Genomic DNA, 22,667 nt, shown 5'->3' with positions numbered 1-22,667 from the left:
GAGCACTGGTTGATCAGCGGTGCACCCAGAGCGTGCCCTGGTGCCCAGGGCATCGGGTGCTCCCCGCAGCGAAATAAAGGAGGAGCCGAAGGCGGGGGACATTCGCGGAGGGGAGTACCCGGTGGCCTGGGCACGCGCCCTGAACAAAACGTCTCGAACAAGAACCGAAAAACAAGCGAGCCCAAGCAAACGCCGTAGCGGAACAATGACATGCTGACCATTCTTTTCGATGGCATCGCCTACGGCATGCTGCTCTTCGTGCTCGCCGTGGGGCTGGCCGTGACGCTCGGGCTGATGAACTTCATCAACCTCGCGCATGGCGCCTTTGCCATGGCGGGCGGGTACCTCACGGTGTTTGCGATGCAGAAGCTGGGCGTGCCGTTCCTGGCCTGCCTGCCGCTCGCTTTCATCGTGGTGGCACTGGCCGGGGCGCTGCTCGAGCGCACGCTCTACCGGCCGATGTACGGCAAGCCGCACCTCGACCAGGTGCTGTTTTCCATCGGCCTCGCATTCATGGCCGTGGCGGCGGTCGACTACTTCGTCGGTTCGTCGCAGCAGAACATCCAGCTGCCCGAATGGCTGCGCGGCCGCACCGAAGTCGGCGACGGCGCGCTGCTGCTCGGCATGGGGCACTACCGGCTCTTCATCATTGCCGTGTGCGCCGTGCTCACGGTGGTGCTTCAGCTCATCCTGTCGAAGACGCGCTTCGGCAGCCGGCTGCGCGCCGCGGTCGACGATCCGCGCGTGGCCGCAGGGCTGGGCATCAACGTCAACATCGTGTTCCTGCTGACCTTTGCGGTCGGCTCCGGGCTCGCGGGGCTGGGCGGTGCATTGGGCGCCGAGATCCTCGGACTCGATCCGACCTTTCCGCTCAAGTACATGATCTATTTCCTGATCGTGGTGTCGGTCGGCGGCACCTCGTCGATCACCGGCCCGCTCGCGGCCGCGCTGCTGCTCGGCATTGCCGACGTGGCGGGCAAGTACTTCATTCCCAAGATGGGTGCGTTCACCGTCTACCTGCTCATGATCCTGATCCTGATGTGGCGGCCGCAGGGGCTGTTCACGCGCAAGGGAGGCCGTTGAAATGAGCGCGCCTTCTTCTGCAACAACGACCTACGAATCGGCCCTGCTGCGCAAGGCGCGCTGGCGCCCGCTCGAATTCGTGGTGTGGGCCGTGGCCTTTGCGCTGCCGTTTCTCATGCCCTCGCATTCGCTGCTGGTCAACGAGATCGCCATCGTCGCGCTGTTCGCGATGTCGCTCGACCTGATCCTCGGCTACACCGGAATCGTCTCGCTCGGGCATGCCGCCTTCTTCGGCTTCGGCGCCTACGCCGCGGCGCTGTTCGCCAAGCTCGTGATGCCCGACCCGACCGTGGGGCTGGTGGTGGCCGCCGCGCTCTCGGCCGTGCTTGGCCTGGTGGCCAGCGTCACGATCCTGCGCGGCAGCGACCTCACGCGGCTGATGGTCACGCTGGGCACTGCGCTGCTCCTGCTCGAACTCGCCAACAAGCTCGACTGGCTCACGGGCGGTGCCGACGGCCTGCAGGGCGTGGTGATGGGGCCGGTGCTCGGCCTGTTCGCGTTCGACCTCTACGGCCGCACGGCGGCCTGGTATTCGCTGACCGTGATGCTGCTGCTGTTCCTTGCGATGCGCCGCATCGTGCATTCGCCCTTCGGCGCCACGCTCAAGGCCATCCGCGACAACCGGCTGCGCGCCATGGCCATCGGCATTCCGGTGGTGTCGCGGGTCGTCGTCATCTACACCGTGGCCGCCGGCATTGCCGGTGCCGCGGGCGCGCTGCTCGCGCAGACCACGGGCTTTGCCTCGCTCGACGTGCTGGCCTTCGACCGCTCGGCCGACGTGCTGCTGATGCTGGTGATCGGCGGCGTGGGCTGGCTCTATGGCGGCGTGGCGGGCGCCATCGTCTTCAAGCTGCTGCAGAACTGGCTCTCGGCCGTGACGCCACAGTACTGGATGTTCTGGATCGGCCTCCTGCTGGTGCTGCTGGTGCTCGTGGGGCGCGATCGCGTGCTCAAGCCATGGACCTGGCTGCGCAAGAGGAAGAAGGGAGGCGCGGCATGACCGAGACCGTGCTTTCGACAGAGGGCCTGGTGATGCGCTTCGGCGGCATCACGGCCACCAACAACGTCACGATGGAGCTCAAGCGCGGCGCGCGCCATGCGCTGATCGGCCCCAACGGGGCCGGCAAGACCACGCTCATCAACCTGCTGACGGGCGTGCTCGTGCCCACCGAAGGCCGCATCTCGCTGCTCGGTGAAGACATCACCACGCTCGCGCCGCACAAGCGCGTGGCGCGCGGCCTGGTGCGCACCTTCCAGATCAACCAGCTGTTCGACTCGATGACGCCGCTCGAAACACTGGCGCTCGTGGTGTCGCAGCACCAGGGCATTGCGTCGCAATGGTGGCGCCCGCTGGGGTCCAGCAAGGCCGTGACGGAGCGCGCGGCGCAGCTGCTCGAGCAGTTCCACCTCGGCGACGTGGCGCAGCAGCAGACGAAGTTCATGGCCTATGGCAAGCGCCGCCTGCTGGAGATCGCGATTGCGCTGGCCTGCGAGCCGCGCGTGCTGCTGCTCGACGAACCGGTGGCGGGCGTTCCCGCCGGCGAGCGCGAGGAGCTGCTGCAGACGGTGGCCGCATTGCCGGCCGACGTGTCGGTGCTCTTGATCGAGCACGACATGGACCTGGTGTTCAGCTTTGCCGACCGCATGACGGTGCTGGTCAACGGGACGTTGCTGACCGAGGGCGATCCCGAAACCATCGCCAACGATCCGAAGGTGAAAGAGGTCTACCTCGGCCATGGAGATGCCGTTCATGTCTGAACTGCTGCGCATCGAGAACCTGAGCGCCGGCTACGGCGAGGCCGTGGTGCTGCACGACGTGGCCTTCGCGCTCGGCGAAGGCCAGACGCTGGCGCTGCTGGGCCGCAACGGCACGGGCAAGACCACGCTGATCAACACGCTGGCGGGTGCGACGCGGCAGCATGGCGGGAGCATCTCGCTGGCTGGACTGGCCCTGCACAAGCTCGCGCCGCACCAGCGCGCGGCGGCCGGCATCGGCTGGGTGCCGCAGGAGCGCAACATCTTCAAGTCGCTCACGGTGCACGAGAACCTCACGGCGGTGGAGCGGCCCGGCAAGTGGAACCCGCAGCGCGTCTACGAGATGTTCCCGCGCCTGGCCGAGCGCAAGACCAACCTGGGCACGCAGCTCTCGGGCGGCGAGCAGCAGATGCTGGCCGTGGGCCGCGCGCTGGTGCTCAACCCCAAGCTGCTGCTGCTCGACGAGCCGCTCGAAGGGCTGGCGCCGATCATCGTGGAAGAGCTGCTGCGCGCCATCCGCCGCATCACGCAGGACGAGGGGCTGGCCGCGATCATCGTGGAGCAGCATCCGCAGGCGATCCTCGCGATTTCCGATCACGCCGTGGTGCTCGACCACGGGACCATCGTGCACACCGACAGCGCCGCGGCATTGCGCAGCCAGCCGCAGGTGCTCGAACGCTTGCTGGGCGTGGCGCGCTAGCGGCCCGGCGAACAACAAGGAGACAGAAAAATGGCGATCCCGAAGACAGTGCTCAGCGGGGGCGCCATGCTGGCGGCCGCCGCGTTGCTCGCCGCTTGCGGCACCACCGGCCCGAAGAGCCTCGGCCTCGGCACCGATCCGGCGGTGGCCTGTGCGGCCCTTGCCGCCGCGCCGGTCGCGCCCGCGGCCATCGGCCTGCCGAGCGGCGCGGCCACGATCGATTCGGCCACGCTCGTTCCCGCCACGGCCCTTGCCGTCGCCGAGCGCGGCCCCAGCCCGGCCGCGCGCATCACGCCGGCAACGCCTGCGCACTGCGCGGTGCTCGGCCGCATCGCGCCGCTCGATGCCACGGCACCGCCGATCCTGTTCCGGGTCAACCTGCCGCTCGCATGGAACGGGCGCAGCGTGCAGTACGGCGGCGGCGGTTTCAACGGCACGCTGATCACCGGCCTTGCGCTGGTGCCGGCTGCGCGCTTCGACCAGCCGACACCGCTCGCGCAGGGCTACGTGACCTACGGCACCGACTCCGGCCACCAGAACGTGGCGGGCCAGCCGCCGCAGGCCTTTGCGCTCAACGACGAGGCGCTGGCGAACTTCGCCCACGCCTCGTACAAGAAGGTGCGCGACGTGGCGGTGGCGCTGATGCAGCGCGCCTACGGGCAGGCGCCGCAGAAGTTGTACTTCATGGGCAGCTCCGAAGGCGGGCGCGAGGCGCTCACGATGGCGCAGCGCTATCCGCAGGACTTCGACGGCATCTTCAGCCGCGTGCCGGTCATCAACTGGACGGGGCTCCAGCACGCCGGCACGCGCAACGGCATCGCCACCTTCGGCGAAGGATGGCTGCGGCCCGCGCAGGTGCAGCTGGTGCACAACGCCGTGCTCGCATCGTGCGATGCCGCGGATGGCGCGGCGGACCGCATCGTGTCGAACCCGGTGGCCTGCCTGCAGCGCTTCGATCCGGCGAGCCTGCGCTGCGCGGCGGGCACGAGCGGCGACAACTGCCTGAACGATGCGCAGGTGCAGGCGGTGCGCACGCTGCGTTCGCCGTGGCGCTCGCCCGTGCCGCTGGCCCATGGCGTCACCGAATACCCCGGCTGGGGCATCGGTGGCGAGGCGACGCCGGCTTTCGCATCGATGGGCGGGTGGAATGCATGGTGGACGGGCACCAGCGCGCCGACGATGCCGCCGCAGCCGAGCAACGGCATCGCGTGGTTCTATGGCAGCGGCGCGCTGCAGTATTTCTATGCGCGCAATCCGTCGCTCGACGTGCGCAACTACCGCGCGGAAGACTTTGCCACGCGCATCGCCGCCGTCTCGCAGCTGATGGATTCGACGAACCCCGACCTGGGCGCTTTCCAGGCGCGCGGCGGCAAGCTGCTGATGCTCGAGCACATGGCCGACTATGCGCAGAGCCCGTTCGCAGGCATCCGCTACTACGAGTCGGTCGTTGCCCGCATGGGCCGTGACAACGCGGACCGCTTCCTGCGCCTGTACACCGCACCCGGCGTCGACCACGTGGGCAGCGGCGCGCCGGCCAACGTCGACATGCTCGGCGCGCTGGCCGACTGGGTCGAGCGCGGCCGTGCGCCCAGCGGGCTGCAGCTGGTCGAACAGGAAGTGCCGCCGCCGTTCAGGGTCGTGCGCGCGCGCCCGCTGTGCGAGTGGCCGCTGTGGCCGCGCTACACCGGCGGCGATGTGTCGCAGGCCGCGAGCTTCCAGTGCAGCAGGTAGCGCGAAGCGATTGAGCGGCTCAGACCGCGCAGCTGTCGGGCCCGCATGAGGTCGGGCCGGCGCCCGCCGCCGTGGCAGGCGAGGGCAGCACGAGCCCGGCGAGCTGCGCCTTCCATTCCTCGGTACGGCCGAGCCAGGGACCGATCTCGATCCGGCCCTCGCTGCCGTCGGCCTGTGCCAGCACGAAGGTCGGAAAGCCCTGGCCGCCCGCGCGCTGCAGCAGCTCGCGGCTTGCGGCGATGTGCCTGGCCGTCGCTTCGCCGGCAAGGCGCGAGAAGGCCGATGCGAAGGCGCCTCGATCGAAGCCGAGCTCCGCTGCCAGCGCCGTGAGCACCTCCGCATCGGCCACGCGCCGGCCTTCGACATAGTGCGCGCGCTGCAGCCGATGGATCATGTCGAGGCCGCCGCCTTCGCGCAGCGCCTCGGCCGCGAGCACCGCGGTGGTCGGCGGCTCGGAGTCCATCACCGCGCCGGTGTCGCGCAGCAGGCCGTCGAAGTAGGCTTCGCCGAAGGGCTGGCCCGTGAGCTCGGCAATGCGGCGGTCGTGCGGCATCACGTAGTCGCGCCATTGCGGCGTGATCGCGCGCCGGTTGGCGCCGGTCATCATGCCGCCGCCGTGGAACGCGACCTGGAGGCCCGGCACGCCGCGCGCCGCCTCGACCAGCGGCGCAGCCGCATAGCACCAGCCGCACATCGGATCGAAGATGTAGTGCAGCGTGGCGCCTGCTGCCGATGGGTTGTCGTTCACTGCGGCCACTTCATTTCTCCCTTGATGACCTTGGCGCCCAGTTCGAGCGACGAGGCGCCTTCGAGCTTCGGGTAGCGCTTCTTCATCGCGGCGATGAGCGCGGCCGAGTCCGCGGCCTTCTTGGCCTCGGTCTCGAAGGCCTGCAGGTAGCTGCGCGTGAACTTCACCGAGGCGAGCGCGTAGGGCGCACTGCCGTCCGCATTCGGAAGGTAGTGGCCGGGCACCACGGTCTTCGGGCGCAGCGCCTCGATGCGGCCGAGCGTCTTGATCCACTCGCGGCGCGAGGCGGGCGTCTGCGTGTCGGCCACCCACACATGGATGTTGGCCGAGACCGGAATGCCGCCGACCACCGCCTTGAGCGAGGGGATCCATGCAAAAGTGCGTTCGGGCGTGGGACCGTCGAGGCCCACGACCTGGATCTTGCGGCCTTCGAGCGTGATGCTGTCGCCGGCCAGCGGCTCGGGCACGACCAGCGCCTTGGGCGCGTTGTCCTTCAGGATCGGGCCCCAGTGCGCAAGCTTGCCGTCCTTGGAGGCCTGGATGGCGGCCACGGTCTGCGGCGTGGCGACGATCCTTGCGTCGGGGAACGCGGCCTGGATCACGTCGAGGCCGAAGTAGTAGTCGGGGTCGCTGTGGCTGATGTAGACCGTGGTCAGCTTCTTGCCGCTGGCCTTGATCTTCTGCACCAGCGCCTCGGCGTCGTTGCGCTGGAACTGCGCGTCGATCAGCACGGCATCGGCCTGGCCCATGACCAGTTCGGAAGACACCGGGAACATCGACTTGGCGCCGGGGTTGTACACCTCGAGCTTGAGCGGCTCGGCGGCATGGGCCGCCAGGGCAGCGAACGACAGGGCGGCGCCGAGCGCGGCGGCGGAGAGAAGGGTTCTGCGGAACATTCGGGTCTTTCGGTGGAGTGGCGTTGGCGGGATGGCAGCGCGGACAGCCCGAATGTTAGGTTTCGTGAATGGAAACAAAAACCTTGTATTTGCCAATGAATAGTTTCGCATTTCGAGCAAATCACCCAGCGGCCTCGCGCTCGGTCGCGCACTGTTCGAGATGCGCCACCAGCAGTTGCGCCGACGGCGAGAGCGCCGCTTCGTCGCGAAAGCAGATCGCGAATCGGCGGCGCGCCCAGGCATCGGCGAGCGGCATCAGCCGCAGCCCGTAGGTGTCGGTGAAGGGCCGCGCCACCTCGGCCGGCACCACGCTGATCGCGAGCCCGGCCCGCACCACGCGCAGGGCGGCATCGAAGTTGGACACCAGCACGCGGTACACCAGCGGCTTGCCCGCCACCGCCGCTTCGCGCGCGAGCATCAGCTGCACGGCGCTCAGCGCGGGCATGCCGACGAATTCATGGCCGAGCACGTCCTCGAAGCGCACCTGGCCGTGGCGCGCCGCCGGATGCGAGGGGTGCGCGACGATCGCGAGGTGGTCGGTGCGGTAGTCGCGCCGCTGCAGGCCCTCAAGGTCGGCCGCGTCCCAGCACAGGCCGATCGAGGCGCTGCCCTCGCGGATGCCGCGCACGATCTCGGGGCTGACGCGCTCTTCCATGTCGACGCGGATGTTGCGGTGCGCGGGGTTCTGCAGGAAGTTCGCCACGTCCTCGGCCAGCGATTCGGCCAGCGCCGAGGCTGAGGCCAGGATGCGCACATGCCCGCGCGCGCCGCCTGCATAGGCGGCCATGTCGCGCTCGATGCGGTGGGCGCTGCCGAGCATCGCGCGCGCATGCTCGAGCAGCGTTTCGCCGGCGGGCGTGGGCACCACGCCGCGGCGCTTGCGCAGCAGCAGCGGCGTGCCGACGGCGTCCTCGAGCTGGGCCAGGCGCTTGCTGATGGCCGAGCCGACGATGCTGGCCTGCTCGCCCGCACGCGCGATGCTGCGGGTCTCGCAGACGGCGACGAAGAGGCGGAGCGTGGTGAGGTCGAGGTCTCTCATGATGTTCCGTTCTGGAATCGAATGGCTTCCAAAATATACCTTCTGGATCGAATCGGAACTTCTAAGATCGATGCCGACCCTCACGACGGAGACCAGTTTTGATTCATGCCTTCCTGCCGCCCAGCGCGGCCGTTCGCGAAGTGGGGCTGCGCGACGGCCTGCAGAGCATCGCCAGAACCCTGCCCACCGCCCAGAAGCTCGACTGGATCCGCGCTGCACACGCCGCCGGCCAGCGCGAGATCGAAGTCGGCTCCTTCGTGCCCGCGCGCCTGCTGCCGCAGCTGGCCGACACGGCCGAGCTGCTGGCCTTTGCAAAGACGCTGCCCGGGCTCGTCGCCTCGGTGCTGGTGCCCAACCTGCGCGGCGCCGAACTGGCCATTGCCGGCAAGGCCGATCTCATGATGGTGCCGCTGTCCGCCAGCCATGCCCACAGCCTTGCCAACCTGCGCAAGACGCCCGACGAGGTGGTGGCCGAAGTCGCGCGCATCCGCGCCGCGCGCGACGCCGCGGGCTCCAGGACCTTGATCGAGGGCGGCGTGGGCACCGCGTTCGGCTGCACGATCCAGGGCCATGTGGACTCCGGCGAGGTGCTGCGGCTGATGCAGGCGCTGCTCGATGCGGGCGCCGACCGCGTGAGCTTGGCGGACACCGTCGGCTATGCCGATCCCGCGATGGTCCGCAGCCTGTTCGAGCGCGCGCAGCGCATCGCGGGCGAGCGCCTGTGGTGCGGCCATTTCCACGACACGCGCGGCCTGGGGCTCGCCAACGTCTATGCCGCGCTGGAAGTCGGCATCGCGCGTTTCGACGCCTGCCTGGCCGGCATCGGCGGCTGCCCGCACGCGCCCGGTGCCAGCGGCAACGTCGACACCGAAGACCTCGTCTTCATGCTCGAAAGCATGGGCGTTGCAACCGGCGTCGACCTGCCGAAGCTGCTCGGCCTGCGCCAGCGCGTGGCCGGCTGGCTCGAAGGCGAGACGCTGCAGGGCACGGTGTGGCGCGCGGGTTTCCCGAAGACCTTCGCAGCAACCGCGGGAGCCACCGCATGAGCGCGGCCGACGAAGAAAAGCGCCTGCCGCTCACGGGCATCCGCGTGGTCGAATTCACGCACATGGTCATGGGCCCGACATGCGGCATGGTGCTGGCCGACCTCGGCGCCGAGGTCATCAAGGTCGAGCCGATCGAGGGCGACCGCACACGGCACCTGCTGGGCGCGGGCACCGGCTTCTTTCCGATGTTCAACCGCAACAAGAAGAGCATCGCGCTCGACCTGCGCCACCCGCAGGGCCTGGAAGCGGCGCTGCGCCTGTGCGCGACCGCCGACGTGGTGGCGCAGAACTTCAGGCCCGGCACCATGGACAAGTACGGCCTCGGCCATGCCGCGCTCGGCAAGCTCAACCCGCGCCTGGTGTATGTCAACCACACGGGCTTCCTGCCCGGCCCCTACGAGCACCGCACGGCCCTGGACGAAGTGGTGCAGATGATGGGCGGCCTCGCCTACATGACGGGGCGCCCCGGCGACCCGCTGCGCGCGGGCAGCAGCGTGAACGACATCATGGGCGGCATGTTCGGCGCGATCGGCGCCATGGCGGCGCTGATGCAGCGCGCGCAGACCGGCAAGGGGCAGGAGGTGCAGTCGGCGCTGTTCGAGAACAACGTGTTCCTGGTCGGCCAGCATATGCTGCAGTACGCGATCACCGGCCAGGCCGCGGCGCCGATGCCCCAGCGCATCTCGGCCTGGGCGCTGTACGACGTGTTCACCGTGAAGGATGGCGAGCAGATCTTCCTGGCCGCGGTGAGCGATGCGCAATGGACCGTGTTCTGCGACGCGCTGGGCTTCGACGACCTGAAGGCCGACCCGGCGCTGCGCACCAACAACGACAGGGTCCGCCTGCGCCCCACGCTGCTCGCGGACCTGCGCCAGCGCCTGGCCGACCGCCCGGCCGCCGAACTGTCGGCGATCTTCGAGGCGCGCGGCCTGCCGTTCGCGCCCATCGTGCGGCCCGAGGACCTCTACGAGGATCCGCACCTGAAGGCGACCGGCGGCCTCGCCGACATCCGCCTGCCCGACGGCGAGCGCGCCGGCCAGACCGCGCAGACCACGCTGTTCCCGATCACGCTCGGCGGCGAGCGCCTGGGCGTGCGCCTGGACCCGCCGACGCTCGGCGAGCACACGCGCGAGCTGCTCGCCGAGCTCGGCTACGGCGATGCGCAGGTGGCCGCGATGCAGGCCGAATCGGCCGTCGCCTGAACGCCTTTTCCAAAAAACATAAAGAGAGACAAAGACCATGCACACGATCCTTCCCCCGATGACCCGCCGCGCCGTCCTGGGCTTCGGCACCTGCGCCGCCGCGCTGTCGGCGTGCCCCGCGATCGCGCAGGGCTCCGACAAGCCCGTCCGCTTCATCCTGCCGATCAGCGCCGGCTCGGGCGTGGACGCCATCGCGCGCGCGGCTTCGGTTGCACTCGGCAAGGCCTTCGGCCAGCCGGTGGTGATCGAGAACCTGCCCGGCGCGGGCGGCATCACCGGCACCTCGGCCGTCGTCAAGGCCGCGCCCGACGGGCTCACGCTCGGCATGGTGTCGAACAACCACGTCATCAATCCCGCCGTGTACAAGAAGATGCCCTTCGACGCCCTTGGCGACGTCACGCCGATCAGCGTGGTGGGCGCGACGCCGCTGGTGCTGGTGGTCAATTCCAAGCTGCCCGCGAAGAACGTGAAGGAACTGGTGGCGCTGCTGCGCGCCCGGCCCGAGAGCTACAACTACGCCTCGTCGGGCAACGGCACCATCATCCACCTGGCCGGCGAGATGTTCATGGAAGAGGCCGGCGTGAAGGCGCGCCACATTCCCTACAAGGGCACCGGCCCGATGGTCACCGACATGATCGCGGGCCAGGTCGAGATGGGCGTGGTGGCGCTGCCCGCGGTGCAGCCGCACCTCAAGAGCGGCGCGCTGCGCGCCATCGGCCTGTGCGGCCCGGCTCGCTCGCCGGCCGCGCCCGACATTCCCACCATCGCCGAGCAGGGCCTGCCCAACTACGTCGTGGAAGGCTGGTTCGCGGTGATCGGCCCGCCGAAGATGCAGCCTGCCGACGTCCAGCGCGTGCACGACGCCGTGGCCGCGGCCTTCGCGAGCGCCGAGGTGCGCGAGGCCATGGACAAGCAGGGCAACATCATCAAGCCCACCTCGCCCGAGCAGGCCGCGAGCTACTTCCGCAGCGAGGCGGCGCGCTATGCGGCGCTGGTGAAGAAGGCGAACGTGGTGCTGGAGTGAAGCACCGATTCAGGCAGCGCTCGTGAATTTGAGCCCGAGGATGCCCGCGACGATCAGGCCCACGCAGATGAGGCGCGCGGCGTTGGCGGGCTCATGGAACAGCACGATGCCCAGGATCACCGTGCCCACGGCGCCGATGCCGGTCCACACCGCGTAGGCCGTGCCCACGGGCAGCGAGCGCATCGCCCAGCCCAGCAGCACCACGCTGAGCACCATCGAGATCGCAGTGCCGACGGAAGGCCAGAACCTCGTGAATCCTTCGGTGTACTTGAGCCCGATGGCCCATCCCATTTCGAGCAGCCCCGCCACCAGCAAAACGATCCACGCCATGCACGCTCCTTGAAAAGTTTCAGTTCTCCGGCCGCACGGCACGGTAGAGGGCGCGCACGAAATCCGACTGCGTGATCATGCCGGTGAGCCGCTTTTCATGGTCGATGATGGGGATATGGTGGTGGCCGCCCTCGGAGAACAGCGGCACCAGGTCGACCACCGGGCGATCCGCGCTGGCCACGCGCACCTGGCGCGTCATGATCTGGCCCACCACCTCCGGCTTGTTCGACACCACGGTGCGCGTGGCGCGGATCAGGTCGCGCAGCCGGCCGGCAATGCCTTCGTGGTGCTCCAGGTCGAGCTGGCGGAAGAAGTCGGCCTGCGTCACGATGCCGACCACGCGGCGCGTGCGGTCGGTGACCGGCAGCGCCTTGATGCGGCGCTGGTTCATCAGCATCCAGGCCTCCTGCAGCGGCGTGCCGAACTCCACCGACACCGGATCGCGCGACATGATGTCGCCGCAGTGCAGGGTGCCGAGCCGGCGCTTGTACGACTCGAGCTCGGTCTGCTGGATCAGCGATTCGAGGTCGTCGCGGCTGATGTCCAGCACCTGGTTGTAGCGCGCCAGCACCGCATCGATGTCGGCCTGGCTGAAGCGCGCATCGGTGCGCGGCGGCTGCGCGACCTGCACATGCGGATAGCGCCTGCCCGTGAGCGAGTTGTAGGCCACGCCCGCCAGCACCAGCAGCAGCGAATTGGTGAAGAACGGAAAGAGGGCGGACGAGAAATGCGTGGTGTGCGTGAGCACCGCGAGCAGCGCCGCCGCGCCGCCCGGCGGATGCAGGCAGCGTGCGAAGAACATCACGCCGATGGCGGCGGCCACCGCCACCGCGGCGCTCAGCGCCGGGTCGGGGATCCAGCTCACGCTGGCGATGCCGACCATCGCCGACAGCGTGTTGCCGCCGATCACCGACCAGGGCTGCGCCAGCGGACTCGCGGGCACCGCGAACACCAGCACGGCGCTGGCCCCCAGCGGTGCGATCAGCCAGACGCTGCTGCCCAGCGGCTCGGCCAGCCAGCGGCACAGCACGGCCGTGACGAGCAGGCCGATGGCGGCCCCGCAGACCGCGCGCAGCCTCTCGCGCATGTCGACGGTGGTGCGGCCCGGCAACCAGGCGCGCGCGTAGGTCAGGAACGGGGAGGTCCGCATGCGGGTATCGCTCTTTCAGGTTTCGTTGGCGAGGCTTCGTCCGATCTCGGGCCAGCGGCCGTGCAGCCAGACCCAGGCGACCAGGCCGATGCCCAGCATCAGCATGGAGGTGACGGCAAGCGCCAGCGTGGAATGCATCACCAGCGGCGCGATCGCGCCGGCCACCAGGCCGTTGGCGGTCGAGCCGATCACGGCCTGCAGCGACGAGGCCATGCCGCGGCGCTCGGGGTGCAGGTCGAGCACCAGCAGCGTGACCACCGGCACCATCAGCGCCCAGCCGAAGGCGAACACCGCCAGCGGCCACAGCGCCCATGCCACGTGCGCATCGAAGAAAAAGTTGGCCGCCACGTTGACCACCGAGGTGACCAGCATGATCAGGAAGCCGTCGCGGATCTGCCGCTTGGGCGTCACCTTGCCCGCCATGCGGCCGCTGGCGCGCGCGCCCAGCATGATGCCGCCGATGGTCAGCAGGAAGAACCAGAAGAACTGCTGCGGCTGCAGCGAGAGGTGGTCGCCCAGGAAGGCGGGCGCGGCCAGCACGTAGAGGAACATGCCGTTGAACGGCACGCCGCTCGCGAGCGCGAGCAGCAGGAAGCGCGGATCGGAACACAGGTCCCAGTAGCCGCGCAGCAGGTGCCGCACATGGAAGGACTGGCGCTGGCTCTGGTGCAGCGTTTCGGGCAGCAGCTTGTAGTTGGCCGCGAACAGAACCACGCCGACCGCCACCAGGAACCAGAACACCGCGTGCCAGCCCGCATGCACGAACAGGAAGCCGCCGATGATCGGCGCAATGGCCGGCGCCACGCCGAAGTAGATCGTCACCTGGCTCATCACGCGCTGCGCCTCGGCCGGCGGGAACATGTCGCGGATCACCGCGCGCGACACCACGATGCCCGCGCCGGTCGACAGGCCCTGCAGCCCGCGGAACAGCACCAGCTGCGCGATGTTCTGCGACAGCGCGCAGCCCAGCGAGGCGAGCGTGAACACCGCGAGCCCCCACAGCACCACGGGCCGCCGGCCGAAGCTGTCCGACAGCGCGCCATGGAACAGGTTCATGAACGCAAAGCCGAACAGGTAGGCCGAAAGTGTCTGCTGCATCTCGGCCGGCGTGGCGCCGATGGAGCGCGCAATGCCAGAGAAGGCCGGGATGTAGGTGTCGATGGAGAAGGGGCCCAGCATGCCCAGCACCGCGAGCAGCACGGCCAGTGCCCAGCGCGGGGCCTGCCAGAGTTTGTCTGCATCGGGATTCATGGCAATTGCTCCATTCTTCTTGTTTGCGTTGCACAAAAGAGAGCGCCCGCCGCCCGTATGACGGGGCGCTGCGGGCGCTTGTGGCTTCAGGGAACCCGGATTACAGAGTATCGATGAAGCTGCGCAGTTTGTCCGAACGCGAGGGATGCTTGAGCTTGCGCAGGGCCTTCGCTTCGATCTGGCGGATGCGCTCGCGCGTCACGTCGAACTGCTTGCCGACTTCTTCGAGCGTGTGGTCCGTCGACATCTCGATGCCGAAGCGCATGCGCAGCACCTTGGCTTCGCGCGGCGTGAGGCTGTCGAGGATGTCCTTGACCACGTCGCGCAGGCCTGCCTGCATCGCGGCCTCGATCGGGGCCGTGTTGCTGCTGTCCTCGATGAAGTCGCCCAGGTGCGAATCGTCGTCGTCGCCGATGGGGGTTTCCATCGAGATCGGCTCCTTCGCAATCTTCATGATCTTGCGGATCTTGTCTTCCGGGATCTCCATCTTGGCAGCCAGGATGCCGGCGTCGGGCTCGAAGCCGAACTCCTGCAGATGCTGGCGCGAGATGCGGTTCATCTTGTTGATCGTCTCGATCATGTGCACCGGGATGCGGATGGTGCGCGCCTGGTCCGCGATCGAGCGCGTGATGGCCTGGCGGATCCACCACGTGGCGTAGGTCGAGAACTTGTAGCCGCGGCGGTATTCGAACTTGTCGACCGCCTTCATCAGGCCGATGTTGCCTTCCTGGATCAGGTCCAGGAACTGCAGGCCGCGGTTGGTGTACTTCTTGGCGATGGAGATCACGAGGCGCAGGTTGGCCTCGATCATTTCCTTCTTGGCATCGCGCGAGGACGATTCGCCCTCGTTCATGCGCTTGTTGATTTCCTTGAGCTGGGTGAGCGGCACCACCACGCGCGACTGGATGTCGGCGAGCTTCTGCTGCAGTTCCTGCACCGGCGGAATGTTGCGCGCGAGCACGGCGCTCCAGGGCTTGCCGGCAGCGGCCTGCTTCTCGACCCACTTCTGGTTCAGCAGGTTCGAGGGCACGCGGTTGCCGTTCTTGTCGTAGCCCGAGAAATCGCGGATGAACTCGTCCTGCGGGAAGCCGCACTTGTCCACGATGATGCGGCGCAGCTCGCGCTCCTTCTTGCGCACGTCGTCCACCTGCGTGCGAACCAGGTCGCACAGCTTCTCGATGGTCTTGGCCGTGAAGCGGATGGTCATGAGCTCGTCCGACAGGGCCTGCTGGGCCTTCTCGTACGCGGGCGTGCCGTAGCCTTCCTTGTCGTAGATCTTGTGGACCTTCTCGAACATCGAGGCAATGCGGTCGAAGCGCTCGAGCGCATCGCGCTTGAGTTCCTCGAGCTTCTTGGTGAGGGCCTTGGAGCCGCCCTTGCCGTCGTCGTCGTCTTCCTCGTCGAACTCGTCGAAGTCTTCCTCGGCCACGTAGTCGTCGGCTTCGTTGGGGTTCGAGAAGCCGTCCACCACGGTGGAGATGACGACCTTGCCTTCACGGATGTCGGCGGCCAGGCGCAGGATCTCGGCGATGGTGGCGGGGGAGGCCGAGATGGCTTCCATCATGGCCATCAGGCCGCCTTCGATGCGCTTGGCGATTTCGATTTCGCCTTCGCGCGTGAGCAGCTCGACCGTGCCCATTTCGCGCATGTACATGCGCACCGGGTCGGTCGTGCGGCCGAATTCGCTGTCCACCGTGGACAGGGCCGCTTCGGCTTCTTCCTCGGCTTCTTCCACCGTGGTGGCGGTGGGCGCGGTGTTGTTCAGCAGCAGGGTCTCGGCGTCGGGCGTTTGCTCGTACACCGCCACGCCCATGTCGTTGAGCATGGTGACCACGACTTCCATGGTCTCGGCGTCGACCAGCTTGTCGGGCAGGTGGTCGGAGATTTCGCCGTGCGTGAGGTAGCCGCGGGTCTTGCCGAGCGTGATCAGCGTCTTCAGGCGCGAGCGGCGCTTGGCCAGGTCTTCCTCGGAGAGCACGGTCTCGTCCAGGCCGAACTCCTTCATCAAGGCGCGTTCCTTCGCCTTGCTGATCTTCATGCGCAGCGGCTTGACCTTTTCCTCGGTGGTCGTGGCGGTTGCGGGCTCGTCGCCGGCCAGGTCTTCCTCGATGTCCGACAGGTCGACGTCGCTTTCGGGTGCTTCGTTGCCGGCCTTGGGCTTGCGGCCGCGCTTGGCGCCGGTGGCGGGCGCAGCGGCGCCGGCGGCCTTGGGCGGGCGGCCTACTTTCTTGGCGGCGGGGGCGGCAACTGCCTTGGCGGCAGCTTTTTTCGGATCGTCGATGGAGGTCGATTTCGTGGGCACGGTTTTCACTTTCGTTGCGGCTGCCGATTTGGAAGCGGCGGCACCCGACTTAGTTGCCGGCATAACGCCAGCTTTCAACGGTTTTTCTGCGACAGACTTCGCGGCGGCGCTTTTGGCGAGTGAAGGAGCAGGCTTCTTTGAACTGGGCATACGACCTCGTTACAGCAAGATGGACCAAGCGGAATCACAGGCGCACCGCCACACGGCAGCGCCACCACGGTCCGGGCACAGGCACGGACGGAACAATTGGGAAAGAGGAAGAAATTCCTCGTCAGGCAAGATGTCGGGCGAACATTTGGTGTGCAGTCCTTGCGGTTATTGACCCTTTCCGACGGATTCTTTCCGTGGGAGTGCGTTGCGCTAGGGGTCGGCCCGGAGGTGCTGCTGTCGCTCTTGCCTAATTTCGCCAGTTGCGAAGCCTTACATTATAGCCTATTGCGCAAATTTCAAGCAGTTTCTGCACCGCGCGGGTTCAATCGGTTGCGCAATTCGAGCCGCCTGGCCTCCAGCGCCTTGTAGCGTTCGAGCGCCTTCGGGTCCTTTCCGACCGCGGCAATGGCCTCGCTCTGCTGGGCCTTCAGCCGGTCGTCGAGCATGAAGTCGAGCACGCTCGCGAGCTCCTTGGCGGCATCGGCCAAGTGCTGCTCTTCCTCGCCCTCGGGGACAGGGGCGCTCTCGGAAACGCTCATGAGGCGCTCGGCCAGCGCCTCGAAATCGAGCCCGCGCATGCCTTCGCGGAGCGCCGCCCACGGCTGCACGCCGTGCTCGTGCAACTGGCTGTCGAGCCAGGTGAAAAGCGCCCCGTGCGGGCCCGGCAGGTCGCACAGCATCACGTGGAGCTCGTGCGACAGCGCGTCCCATTGCGCCATGTTCGACAGCAGCAGCCGCGCCGCCACGTCCGGCCGGCTCGGCGGCTTGCCCCGGCCGCGCAGCGGCTCGATCGGCGCCTCGAATTTGCCGCCCCAGCGCTTGCCCTTGGTGAATTTGCGCGGCTTGCTATCGCTTTCATAGCGCGGCGGCTCGTATTCGGCCGGCGGGGGCATGTCGGGGTAGTCGCTCTCGTGGCCCGCATCGTGGCGCTGGGCCGGCGCCGCAGCCGGCCTGCGCGGGCCCGGCGTGGAGGCCCAGAGTTCGGAGAGCGCCGCCGCGTCGAGCTGCACCAGCGCGGCGATCTCGCTCAGCAGCTGGCGCTTGAGCGCGCCGTCGGGCATGGCGCTCCAGAGCGGGCGCACATTGCTCGTCATGTGGGCGCGGCCCTCCGCGGTGGTCAGGTCGCAGCCTTCGCGCGCGGCCTCGAGCATGAAGCGCGACAGCGGCGTGGCTTCCTGGATGAAGCGCGCGAACGCATCGGCGCCGAACTCGCGGATGAAGCTGTCGGGGTCGTGCTCGGCCGGCAGGAACAGGAACTTGATGCTGCGCACGTCGGTGGCATAGGGCAGGGCGCCGTCGAGCGCCTTGCGCGCGGCGCGGCGGCCGGCGGCGTCGCCGTCGAAGCTGAACACCACCGATTCGGTGAACCGGAAGAGTTTTTGCACGTGCTCCGTGGTGCAGGCCGTGCCGAGCGTGGCCACGGCATTGGGAAAGCCGAGCTGGGCCAGCGCGACCACGTCCATGTAGCCCTCGGTCACCAGGGCGAAGCCGCGCTCGCGGAAGGCGGCGCGGGCCTCGTACAGGCCGTAGAGCTCGCGCCCCTTGCTGAACACGGGCGTCTCGGGCGAATTGAGGTACTTGGGCTTTTCGTCGCCGAGCACCCGGCCGCCGAAGCCGATGCATTCGCCCTTCACGTTGCGGATCGGGAACATCACGCGGTCGCGGAATCGGTCGTAGCGCTTGGCGTCTTCGGCGCCGTCTTCGGCGTTGACGATCACCAGGCCGCTTTCGGCCAGCAGCGGGTCGTCGTAGTCGGGAAACACGCTGGCAAGCGTGCGCCAGCCGGCGGGCGCATAGCCGATGCCGAACTGCCTGGCCACTTCGCCCGAGACGCCGCGGCCCTTCAAGTATTCGATGGCGCCCGGTGCCTGCCGCAGGGCCTTGCGGTAGGCCTCGCCGGCTTTTTCGAGCACGTCGGTCAGCGTGGCCTGCTTCTGGCGCTGGCTGGCGGCGCGGGCGCGTTCGGCCGGAGAGGCATCGTCCTCGGGCACCTGCAGGCCGTATTGGCCGGCAAGGTCGTGCACCGCCTCGACGAAGCCCATGCCCGCGTGCTCCATGAGAAAGCCGATGGCGTTGCCGTGGACCCCGCAGCCGAAGCAATGATAGAACTGCTTGGTGGGACTGACCGAGAAGGAGGGCGACTTCTCGCCGTGGAACGGGCACAGGCCCATGAAGTTGGCGCCGGCCTTCTTGAGCTGCACGTAGCGCCCGACGATTTCCACCACGTCGGCGCGCGCGATGAGTTCCTGGATGAATGAAGCGGGGATGGTCATGTAGGCGAAGAGCGGCAAATCATACGCAAGCCTTCGAACGCCCGCGCGCGAAGGCCATACTGCCCGCAGCTGGAATCCACGGATGAAGACGCCCCACCCATTGCACCACGTCGCGCCGCTGTTGCGCCATCCCCTGCGCTTCGTCTGGGATGCGCTCAAGGCTTTCCGCGCCAACCAGGGGCTGCTGCTCGCGGGAGCCGTGGCCTACTACGCCCTGCTTTCCATCGTGCCGCTCCTGATCGTGAGCGTGATCGCGATGTCCCACCTGATCGAGCAGGCCGAGCTGCTGCGCACCATCGGCCGGTACCTCGAATGGCTGTTGCCGGGGCAGTCGAAGGCGATCGTGGCGGAGCTGTCGAACTTTCTGCAGCACCGCGACGTGATGGGGCCGGTGCTGTTCGTGACCATGATCTTCTTCAGCTCGCTGGCCTTCAGCGTGCTGGAGAGCGCCATGGCGGTGATCTTCCATCACCGCAAGGCGGACCACCGGCGCCATTTCCTGGTGTCGGCGGTCATGCCCTATCTCTACATCCTGTTCCTGTGCGTGGGCCTGCTGCTGGTCACGCTGGTGTCGGGCGCGCTGCAGCTGGTGGGCCAGGAAAGCGTCGACCTGCTGGGCCGCAGCTGGTCGCTGTCGGGGGTGTCGGGCCTGCTGCTCTACCTGCTGGGCCTGGGCGGCGAGATATTCATGCTGACCTCGCTCTACCTCGTGATGCCGGCCGGCCGCATGTCGCTGCGCCATGCGCTGCTGGGAGGCGTGACCGCCGCGCTGCTGTGGGAGGCCACGCGGCGCGTGCTGATCTGGTACTTCTCGACGCTGTCGCAGGTCAACGTGGTCTACGGCTCGCTCACCACGGCCATCGTGGTGCTGCTGAGCCTGGAGATCGCCGCCACGCTCGTGCTGCTGGGCGCCCAGGTGATCGCCCAGTACGAGCGGCTGGACCGCACCGGCAGCACGGCGGTGCCACCGCTCACCGGGGCGGAAGCCGAATCGCTCCGTCGAGACGAATCACCTCGCCGTTGAGCATGTCGTTCTCGATGATGTGCTTGGCGAGCTTGGCGTAGTCCTCCGGCGTGCCCAGGCGGGAAGGGAAGGGCACGCTGGCGGCCAGCGCGTCCTGCACCTCCTGCGGCATGCCGAAGAGCATGGGCGTGCCGAAGATGCCGGGCGCAATGGTCATGTTGCGGATGCCGTTGCGTGCCAGGTCGCGCGCGATCGGCAGGGTCATGCCGACCACGCCGCCCTTGGAGGCGCTGTAGGCGGCCTGGCCGATCTGGCCGTCGTAGGCCGCCACGGATGCGGTGGAAATCAGCACGCCGCGCTCGCCCGTGGCTTCGGGCTCGTTCCGGCTCATGGCGTCGGCCGCGAGGCGGATCATGTTGAAGCTGCCGATCAGGTTGACCGTGATGGTCTTGCTGAACACCGCCAGCGCATGCGGGCCGTTCTTGCCCACGGTCTTCTCGGCCGGCGCGATGCCCGCGCAGTTGACCAGGCCCACCAGCTTGCCGAGCTTCTGCGCCGCGGCCACCGCCGCCTGGCCGTCGGCCTCCTGGCTCACGTCGCACTTGACGAACACGCCGCCGATGTCCTTGGCGACGGCTTCACCCTTGTCGGCCTGCATGTCGGCGATCACCACCTTGCCGCCATTGGCAGCCAGCATGCGCGCCGTGCCTTCGCCGAGGCCCGAGGCGCCACCGGTCACGATAAAAACCTTGCCGTCGATCTGCATTGAGAGTCTCCTGAAATGAGACCGGCATTATCGAAGACGGCTGCGGGACAAAAAAAAGCCCCGTCCGAAGACGAGGCTTGAATTGGATCCGTGAGGACCCAAGGAGACAACTGGTGGTGGTCGGCAGCTTAGCGCTTGCGCGAGGTGGTCGCGGTCTTGGCGGCGGCAACGGCTTGCGTCGACACGGCGTTGAAGTTGGCTTCGGCAACGTCCGACGCTTGCTTGACGGCCTTCTGGACCGATTCGAAAGCGTTGTTGGCGGCAGCCACGGCGCTCTTCAGCACGGCAACGGCGGTTTCCGAGCCGGCGGGTGCATTCTTGGAAGCGCTGTCGACCAGGCCGACAAAGGTTTGCTGGGCTTCAGCAGCCTTGGCTTCGAAAGCCTTGGTGAACTCGGCGCCGGTGCCCTGGGCGATGTCATAGAGATGACGGCTGTAGGCAGCGGTCTTTTCGGCCAGGGGCTGGAACAGGCTGGCTTGCAGCGTCAGCAGCTCTTGTGCGTCCTTGACGTTCAGGGCGGCTTGGGCGGTGCTCTGAGCTTCGCTCAGCGCAGCCTTGGAGGCGGTCACGTTCAGTTCGACGAGCTTCTCGACGCCTTCGAAGGCCTTGGTGGTCAGGCCGAACAGGGTTTCGAGGTTTGCTTTTTGGGCGGCGAGGATTTGGTCAGCGGTCAGGGCCATTTGGGAATCTCCGGTAAGGATGAAGGGTGGTCGGTTCACGTTGCGCTGCCTCGTCGTCCATGTTCTATGTTGCGGTGCAGCATGGCCTCAAGTATAGGCAGCACAGCTTTGCGATCAAGGGGGTTTTGCTGCTTTGCAGCAATTTAGAACACACTTTCTAAATTCGCTCCGGCCTCCAGAATGCGGGCCATGCGCGCGTTCTATTCCGGCCAGTTCGTCCTGCCCCTGCCTCCGGGCCACCGCTTCCCGATGTCCCGCTATGCCCTGCTGCGCGACCGCCTGCTGGAGCACCTGCCGGCGGTGGACATGGACCAGGCCCCGCGTGCCACCGACGGCGAGCTGGCGCTGGCCCACACCCCGCAGTGGATCGCCGCCATCAGCGACGGCAGCGTGAGCCCGCAGGCCATGCGCGAGATCGGCTTTCCCTGGAGCGAGGCGATGGTCGAGCGCTCGCGCCGGTCCACCGGGGCGACCATCGCGGCCTGCCGCGCGGCGTTCGCCGGCGGCGTGGCGGCCAACATGGCGGGCGGCACGCACCATGCATACGCCGACAAGGGCGGCGGATTCTGCGTCTTCAACGACGCCGCGGTGGCTGCGCGGCTGATGCAGGCGGAGCACGGCCGCGCTGGCCGGCAGCTCAAGGTCGCGGTGATCGACCTGGACGTGCACCAGGGCAACGGCACGGCCAGCATCTTCCGCAGCGACCCGAGCGTCTTCACGCTGTCGCTGCACGGCCAGAAGAACTTTCCGTTCCGCAAGGAGGCGAGCGACCTGGACGTCGAGCTGCCCGACGGCTGCGGCGATGCCGACTACCTCACCGCGCTCGAGCATGCGCTCGACGAGCTGGAGCGGCGCTTCTCGCCGGGCCTGGTGATCTACCTGGCGGGCGCCGACCCGTTCGAGCGCGACCGCCTCGGCCGGCTCAAGCTGACATTCGACGGCCTGGAGGCGCGCGACCGCCGGGTGTTCGACTGGGCCTGGCAGCGCCGCATTCCGCTGGCCTTTGCGATGGCCGGAGGCTACGCCAGCGACATCGCCGAAACGGTGCAGGTGCAGCTGGGCACCTTCAGGGTGGCCTTCGACTATTGGCGCCGCTGGCAAAATGCCGCCCGATGAGCTCCGCCGCCAAACCCACGCCGCATTCCCGAAGCAGCTACCGCGCGTTCCGCAGCATTCCCACGCGCTGGGCCGACAACGACATGTACGGCCATGTCAACAACGTCGTCTACTACAGCTGGTTCGACACGGCGGTGAATGCGCTGCTGATCGAACGCGGCGCGCTCGACATCCACCAGGGGCAGACCGTCGGCTTCGTGGTCGAGACGCAATGCAACTATTTCGCCCCGATCGCGTTTCCCCAGACCGTGGAGGCCGGCATCCGCGTGGCCCAGGCCGGACGGTCGAGCGTGCGCTACGAGATCGCGCTCTTTGCGCAAGGCGTGGACAGCGCAGCCGCGCAGGGCCACTTCGTGCACGTGTATGTGGACCGGGCCACGCAGCGGCCGGTGCCGCTTCCCGAGGCGCTGCAGCGCGTGGTCGATTCGCTGAAGGCCTGATCACAAGAAAAAGCGCCCGAG

Annotated in this window: 20 protein-coding genes and 1 pseudogene; 11 read left to right on the top strand and 10 right to left on the bottom strand. The window is 67.9% G+C overall.

What is annotated here, in order from left to right; translation table 11 throughout:
* Nucleotides 1-210 precede the first annotated feature (210 nt).
* The 5 genes from AC1DMS_RS09510 to AC1DMS_RS09490 are packed head-to-tail and all read left to right on the top strand — an operon-like array spanning nucleotide 211 to nucleotide 5,269.
* The gene (locus tag AC1DMS_RS09510; RefSeq protein ID WP_012746890.1) at nucleotides 211-1,083 is read left to right on the top strand and encodes a branched-chain amino acid ABC transporter permease; all 873 of its coding nucleotides are present in this window, start codon (nucleotides 211-213) and stop codon (nucleotides 1,081-1,083) included.
* A 1-nt stretch (nucleotide 1,084) separates the two neighbouring features.
* The gene (locus tag AC1DMS_RS09505; protein ID WP_478180919.1) at nucleotides 1,085-2,083 is read left to right on the top strand and encodes a branched-chain amino acid ABC transporter permease; all 999 of its coding nucleotides are present in this window, start codon (nucleotides 1,085-1,087) and stop codon (nucleotides 2,081-2,083) included.
* Nucleotides 2,080-2,841, top strand: coding sequence for an ABC transporter ATP-binding protein (locus tag AC1DMS_RS09500; protein WP_436289087.1), 762 nt, complete (start codon nucleotides 2,080-2,082; stop codon nucleotides 2,839-2,841). Before AC1DMS_RS09505 ends, AC1DMS_RS09500 begins: the two co-directional genes overlap by 4 nt.
* A complete protein-coding gene (locus AC1DMS_RS09495) occupies nucleotides 2,834-3,538 on the top strand; it encodes an ABC transporter ATP-binding protein (RefSeq protein ID WP_478180918.1) in 705 nt (234 codons plus the stop codon). The genes AC1DMS_RS09500 and AC1DMS_RS09495 overlap by 8 nt, the downstream gene beginning before the upstream one ends.
* Before the next feature lie 30 nt (nucleotides 3,539-3,568).
* Complete coding sequence (locus tag AC1DMS_RS09490) at nucleotides 3,569-5,269, top strand: tannase/feruloyl esterase family alpha/beta hydrolase (RefSeq protein WP_478180917.1); 1,701 nt, start codon at nucleotides 3,569-3,571, stop codon at nucleotides 5,267-5,269.
* A 19-nt stretch (nucleotides 5,270-5,288) separates the two neighbouring features.
* On the opposite strand, the gene AC1DMS_RS09485 is transcribed toward AC1DMS_RS09490, so the two are convergent.
* The 3 genes and pseudogenes from AC1DMS_RS09485 to AC1DMS_RS09475 all read right to left on the bottom strand — a co-directional run bounded on the left by AC1DMS_RS09485 (nucleotide 5,289) and on the right by AC1DMS_RS09475 (nucleotide 7,952).
* On the bottom strand, nucleotides 5,289-6,026 hold the full coding sequence (locus AC1DMS_RS09485) for a DsbA family protein (protein ID WP_478180916.1): 738 nt from the start codon (nucleotides 6,024-6,026) through the stop codon (nucleotides 5,289-5,291).
* Nucleotides 6,020-6,913: pseudogene (locus AC1DMS_RS09480) on the bottom strand (MBL fold metallo-hydrolase); the annotation flags it as partial. The pseudogene AC1DMS_RS09480 and the gene AC1DMS_RS09485, both read right to left, overlap by 7 nt.
* A gap of 121 nt (nucleotides 6,914-7,034) precedes the next feature.
* Nucleotides 7,035-7,952, bottom strand: coding sequence for a LysR family transcriptional regulator (locus AC1DMS_RS09475; RefSeq protein WP_478180915.1), 918 nt, complete (start codon nucleotides 7,950-7,952; stop codon nucleotides 7,035-7,037).
* A 98-nt stretch (nucleotides 7,953-8,050) separates the two neighbouring features.
* Here AC1DMS_RS09475 and AC1DMS_RS09470 point away from each other — a divergent pair, with 98 nt between their 5' ends.
* From AC1DMS_RS09470 to AC1DMS_RS09460, 3 genes are read left to right on the top strand one after another with little or no spacing between them, the layout of a single operon-like run.
* Nucleotides 8,051-8,998 carry a hydroxymethylglutaryl-CoA lyase gene (locus AC1DMS_RS09470; RefSeq protein ID WP_478180914.1) on the top strand — a complete coding sequence of 316 codons (948 nt, stop codon included), beginning with the start codon at nucleotides 8,051-8,053 and terminating at the stop codon, nucleotides 8,996-8,998.
* Complete coding sequence (locus AC1DMS_RS09465) at nucleotides 8,995-10,200, top strand: CaiB/BaiF CoA transferase family protein (protein ID WP_478180913.1); 1,206 nt, start codon at nucleotides 8,995-8,997, stop codon at nucleotides 10,198-10,200. Before AC1DMS_RS09470 ends, AC1DMS_RS09465 begins: the two co-directional genes overlap by 4 nt.
* Before the next feature lie 37 nt (nucleotides 10,201-10,237).
* The gene (locus tag AC1DMS_RS09460) at nucleotides 10,238-11,224 is read left to right on the top strand and encodes a Bug family tripartite tricarboxylate transporter substrate binding protein (protein WP_278881393.1); all 987 of its coding nucleotides are present in this window, start codon (nucleotides 10,238-10,240) and stop codon (nucleotides 11,222-11,224) included.
* Between the two features lie 9 nt (nucleotides 11,225-11,233).
* Here the strand turns inward: AC1DMS_RS09460 and sugE are convergent, their stop codons facing one another.
* The 5 genes from sugE to dnaG all read right to left on the bottom strand — a co-directional run bounded on the left by sugE (nucleotide 11,234) and on the right by dnaG (nucleotide 18,680).
* Entirely contained in the window at nucleotides 11,234-11,554 is a 321-nt protein-coding gene (gene sugE / locus AC1DMS_RS09455) for a quaternary ammonium compound efflux SMR transporter SugE (RefSeq protein WP_012746901.1), read from the bottom strand.
* 19 nt (nucleotides 11,555-11,573) lie between these two features.
* Nucleotides 11,574-12,704 carry an HPP family protein gene (locus AC1DMS_RS09450; RefSeq protein ID WP_012746902.1) on the bottom strand — a complete coding sequence of 377 codons (1,131 nt, stop codon included), beginning with the start codon at nucleotides 12,702-12,704 and terminating at the stop codon, nucleotides 11,574-11,576.
* A 15-nt stretch (nucleotides 12,705-12,719) separates the two neighbouring features.
* Entirely contained in the window at nucleotides 12,720-13,955 is a 1,236-nt protein-coding gene (locus AC1DMS_RS09445; protein WP_012746903.1) for a multidrug effflux MFS transporter, read from the bottom strand.
* A gap of 100 nt (nucleotides 13,956-14,055) precedes the next feature.
* On the bottom strand, nucleotides 14,056-16,407 hold the full coding sequence (gene rpoD, locus AC1DMS_RS09440; RefSeq protein ID WP_026283816.1) for an RNA polymerase sigma factor RpoD: 2,352 nt from the start codon (nucleotides 16,405-16,407) through the stop codon (nucleotides 14,056-14,058).
* A gap of 296 nt (nucleotides 16,408-16,703) precedes the next feature.
* Complete coding sequence (gene dnaG, locus AC1DMS_RS09435) at nucleotides 16,704-18,680, bottom strand: DNA primase (protein WP_478180912.1); 1,977 nt, start codon at nucleotides 18,678-18,680, stop codon at nucleotides 16,704-16,706.
* 82 nt (nucleotides 18,681-18,762) lie between these two features.
* On the opposite strand from dnaG, the gene AC1DMS_RS09430 reads away from it, so the two are divergent.
* The gene (locus AC1DMS_RS09430) at nucleotides 18,763-19,704 is read left to right on the top strand and encodes a YihY/virulence factor BrkB family protein (protein WP_307594070.1); all 942 of its coding nucleotides are present in this window, start codon (nucleotides 18,763-18,765) and stop codon (nucleotides 19,702-19,704) included.
* Here the strand turns inward: AC1DMS_RS09430 and AC1DMS_RS09425 are convergent.
* Both AC1DMS_RS09425 and AC1DMS_RS09420 read right to left on the bottom strand, forming a co-directional pair.
* On the bottom strand, nucleotides 19,652-20,410 hold the full coding sequence (locus AC1DMS_RS09425) for a 3-hydroxyacyl-CoA dehydrogenase (RefSeq protein WP_012746907.1): 759 nt from the start codon (nucleotides 20,408-20,410) through the stop codon (nucleotides 19,652-19,654). The two genes, AC1DMS_RS09430 and AC1DMS_RS09425, sit on opposite strands and share 53 nt — an antisense overlap.
* A 128-nt stretch (nucleotides 20,411-20,538) precedes the next feature.
* On the bottom strand, nucleotides 20,539-21,090 hold the full coding sequence (locus AC1DMS_RS09420) for a phasin family protein (RefSeq protein ID WP_012746908.1): 552 nt from the start codon (nucleotides 21,088-21,090) through the stop codon (nucleotides 20,539-20,541).
* 189 nt (nucleotides 21,091-21,279) lie between these two features.
* Here AC1DMS_RS09420 and AC1DMS_RS09415 point away from each other — a divergent pair, with 189 nt between their 5' ends.
* Nucleotides 21,280-22,206 (top strand): histone deacetylase family protein, encoded by a 927-nt coding sequence (locus tag AC1DMS_RS09415; RefSeq protein WP_174545050.1) that lies wholly within the window; start codon nucleotides 21,280-21,282, stop codon nucleotides 22,204-22,206.
* Nucleotides 22,203-22,646 carry an acyl-CoA thioesterase gene (locus AC1DMS_RS09410; RefSeq protein WP_307594072.1) on the top strand — a complete coding sequence of 148 codons (444 nt, stop codon included), beginning with the start codon at nucleotides 22,203-22,205 and terminating at the stop codon, nucleotides 22,644-22,646. Before AC1DMS_RS09415 ends, AC1DMS_RS09410 begins: the two co-directional genes overlap by 4 nt.
* Nucleotides 22,647-22,667 lie beyond the last annotated feature (21 nt).

It is taken from the genome of Variovorax sp. 05T418, assembly GCF_056396385.1.
The sequence above is the reverse complement of the archived record's forward strand: the minus strand, read 5'-3'. Positions and strand labels throughout refer to the sequence as shown.

Excerpts from the sequence above, each read along its gene's own strand:
- AC1DMS_RS09510 (WP_012746890.1), top strand. The coding sequence starts at position 211 with ATGCTGACCATTCTTTTCGATGGCATCGCCTACGGCATGCTGCTCTTC.
- AC1DMS_RS09505 (WP_478180919.1), top strand. The coding sequence starts at position 1,085 with ATGAGCGCGCCTTCTTCTGCAACAACGACCTACGAATCGGCCCTGCTG.
- AC1DMS_RS09500 (WP_436289087.1), top strand. The coding sequence starts at position 2,080 with ATGACCGAGACCGTGCTTTCGACAGAGGGCCTGGTGATGCGCTTCGGC.
- AC1DMS_RS09495 (WP_478180918.1), top strand. The coding sequence starts at position 2,834 with ATGTCTGAACTGCTGCGCATCGAGAACCTGAGCGCCGGCTACGGCGAG.
- AC1DMS_RS09490 (WP_478180917.1), top strand. The coding sequence starts at position 3,569 with ATGGCGATCCCGAAGACAGTGCTCAGCGGGGGCGCCATGCTGGCGGCC.
- AC1DMS_RS09475 (WP_478180915.1), bottom strand. The coding sequence starts at position 7,952 with ATGAGAGACCTCGACCTCACCACGCTCCGCCTCTTCGTCGCCGTCTGC.
- AC1DMS_RS09465 (WP_478180913.1), top strand. The coding sequence starts at position 8,995 with ATGAGCGCGGCCGACGAAGAAAAGCGCCTGCCGCTCACGGGCATCCGC.
- AC1DMS_RS09460 (WP_278881393.1), top strand. The coding sequence starts at position 10,238 with ATGCACACGATCCTTCCCCCGATGACCCGCCGCGCCGTCCTGGGCTTC.
- sugE (WP_012746901.1), bottom strand. The coding sequence starts at position 11,554 with ATGGCGTGGATCGTTTTGCTGGTGGCGGGGCTGCTCGAAATGGGATGG.
- AC1DMS_RS09450 (WP_012746902.1), bottom strand. The coding sequence starts at position 12,704 with ATGCGGACCTCCCCGTTCCTGACCTACGCGCGCGCCTGGTTGCCGGGC.
- AC1DMS_RS09445 (WP_012746903.1), bottom strand. The coding sequence starts at position 13,955 with ATGAATCCCGATGCAGACAAACTCTGGCAGGCCCCGCGCTGGGCACTG.
- rpoD (WP_026283816.1), bottom strand. The coding sequence starts at position 16,407 with ATGCCCAGTTCAAAGAAGCCTGCTCCTTCACTCGCCAAAAGCGCCGCC.
- dnaG (WP_478180912.1), bottom strand. The coding sequence starts at position 18,680 with ATGACCATCCCCGCTTCATTCATCCAGGAACTCATCGCGCGCGCCGAC.
- AC1DMS_RS09430 (WP_307594070.1), top strand. The coding sequence starts at position 18,763 with ATGAAGACGCCCCACCCATTGCACCACGTCGCGCCGCTGTTGCGCCAT.
- AC1DMS_RS09425 (WP_012746907.1), bottom strand. The coding sequence starts at position 20,410 with ATGCAGATCGACGGCAAGGTTTTTATCGTGACCGGTGGCGCCTCGGGC.
- AC1DMS_RS09420 (WP_012746908.1), bottom strand. The coding sequence starts at position 21,090 with ATGGCCCTGACCGCTGACCAAATCCTCGCCGCCCAAAAAGCAAACCTC.
- AC1DMS_RS09415 (WP_174545050.1), top strand. The coding sequence starts at position 21,280 with ATGCGCGCGTTCTATTCCGGCCAGTTCGTCCTGCCCCTGCCTCCGGGC.
- AC1DMS_RS09410 (WP_307594072.1), top strand. The coding sequence starts at position 22,203 with ATGAGCTCCGCCGCCAAACCCACGCCGCATTCCCGAAGCAGCTACCGC.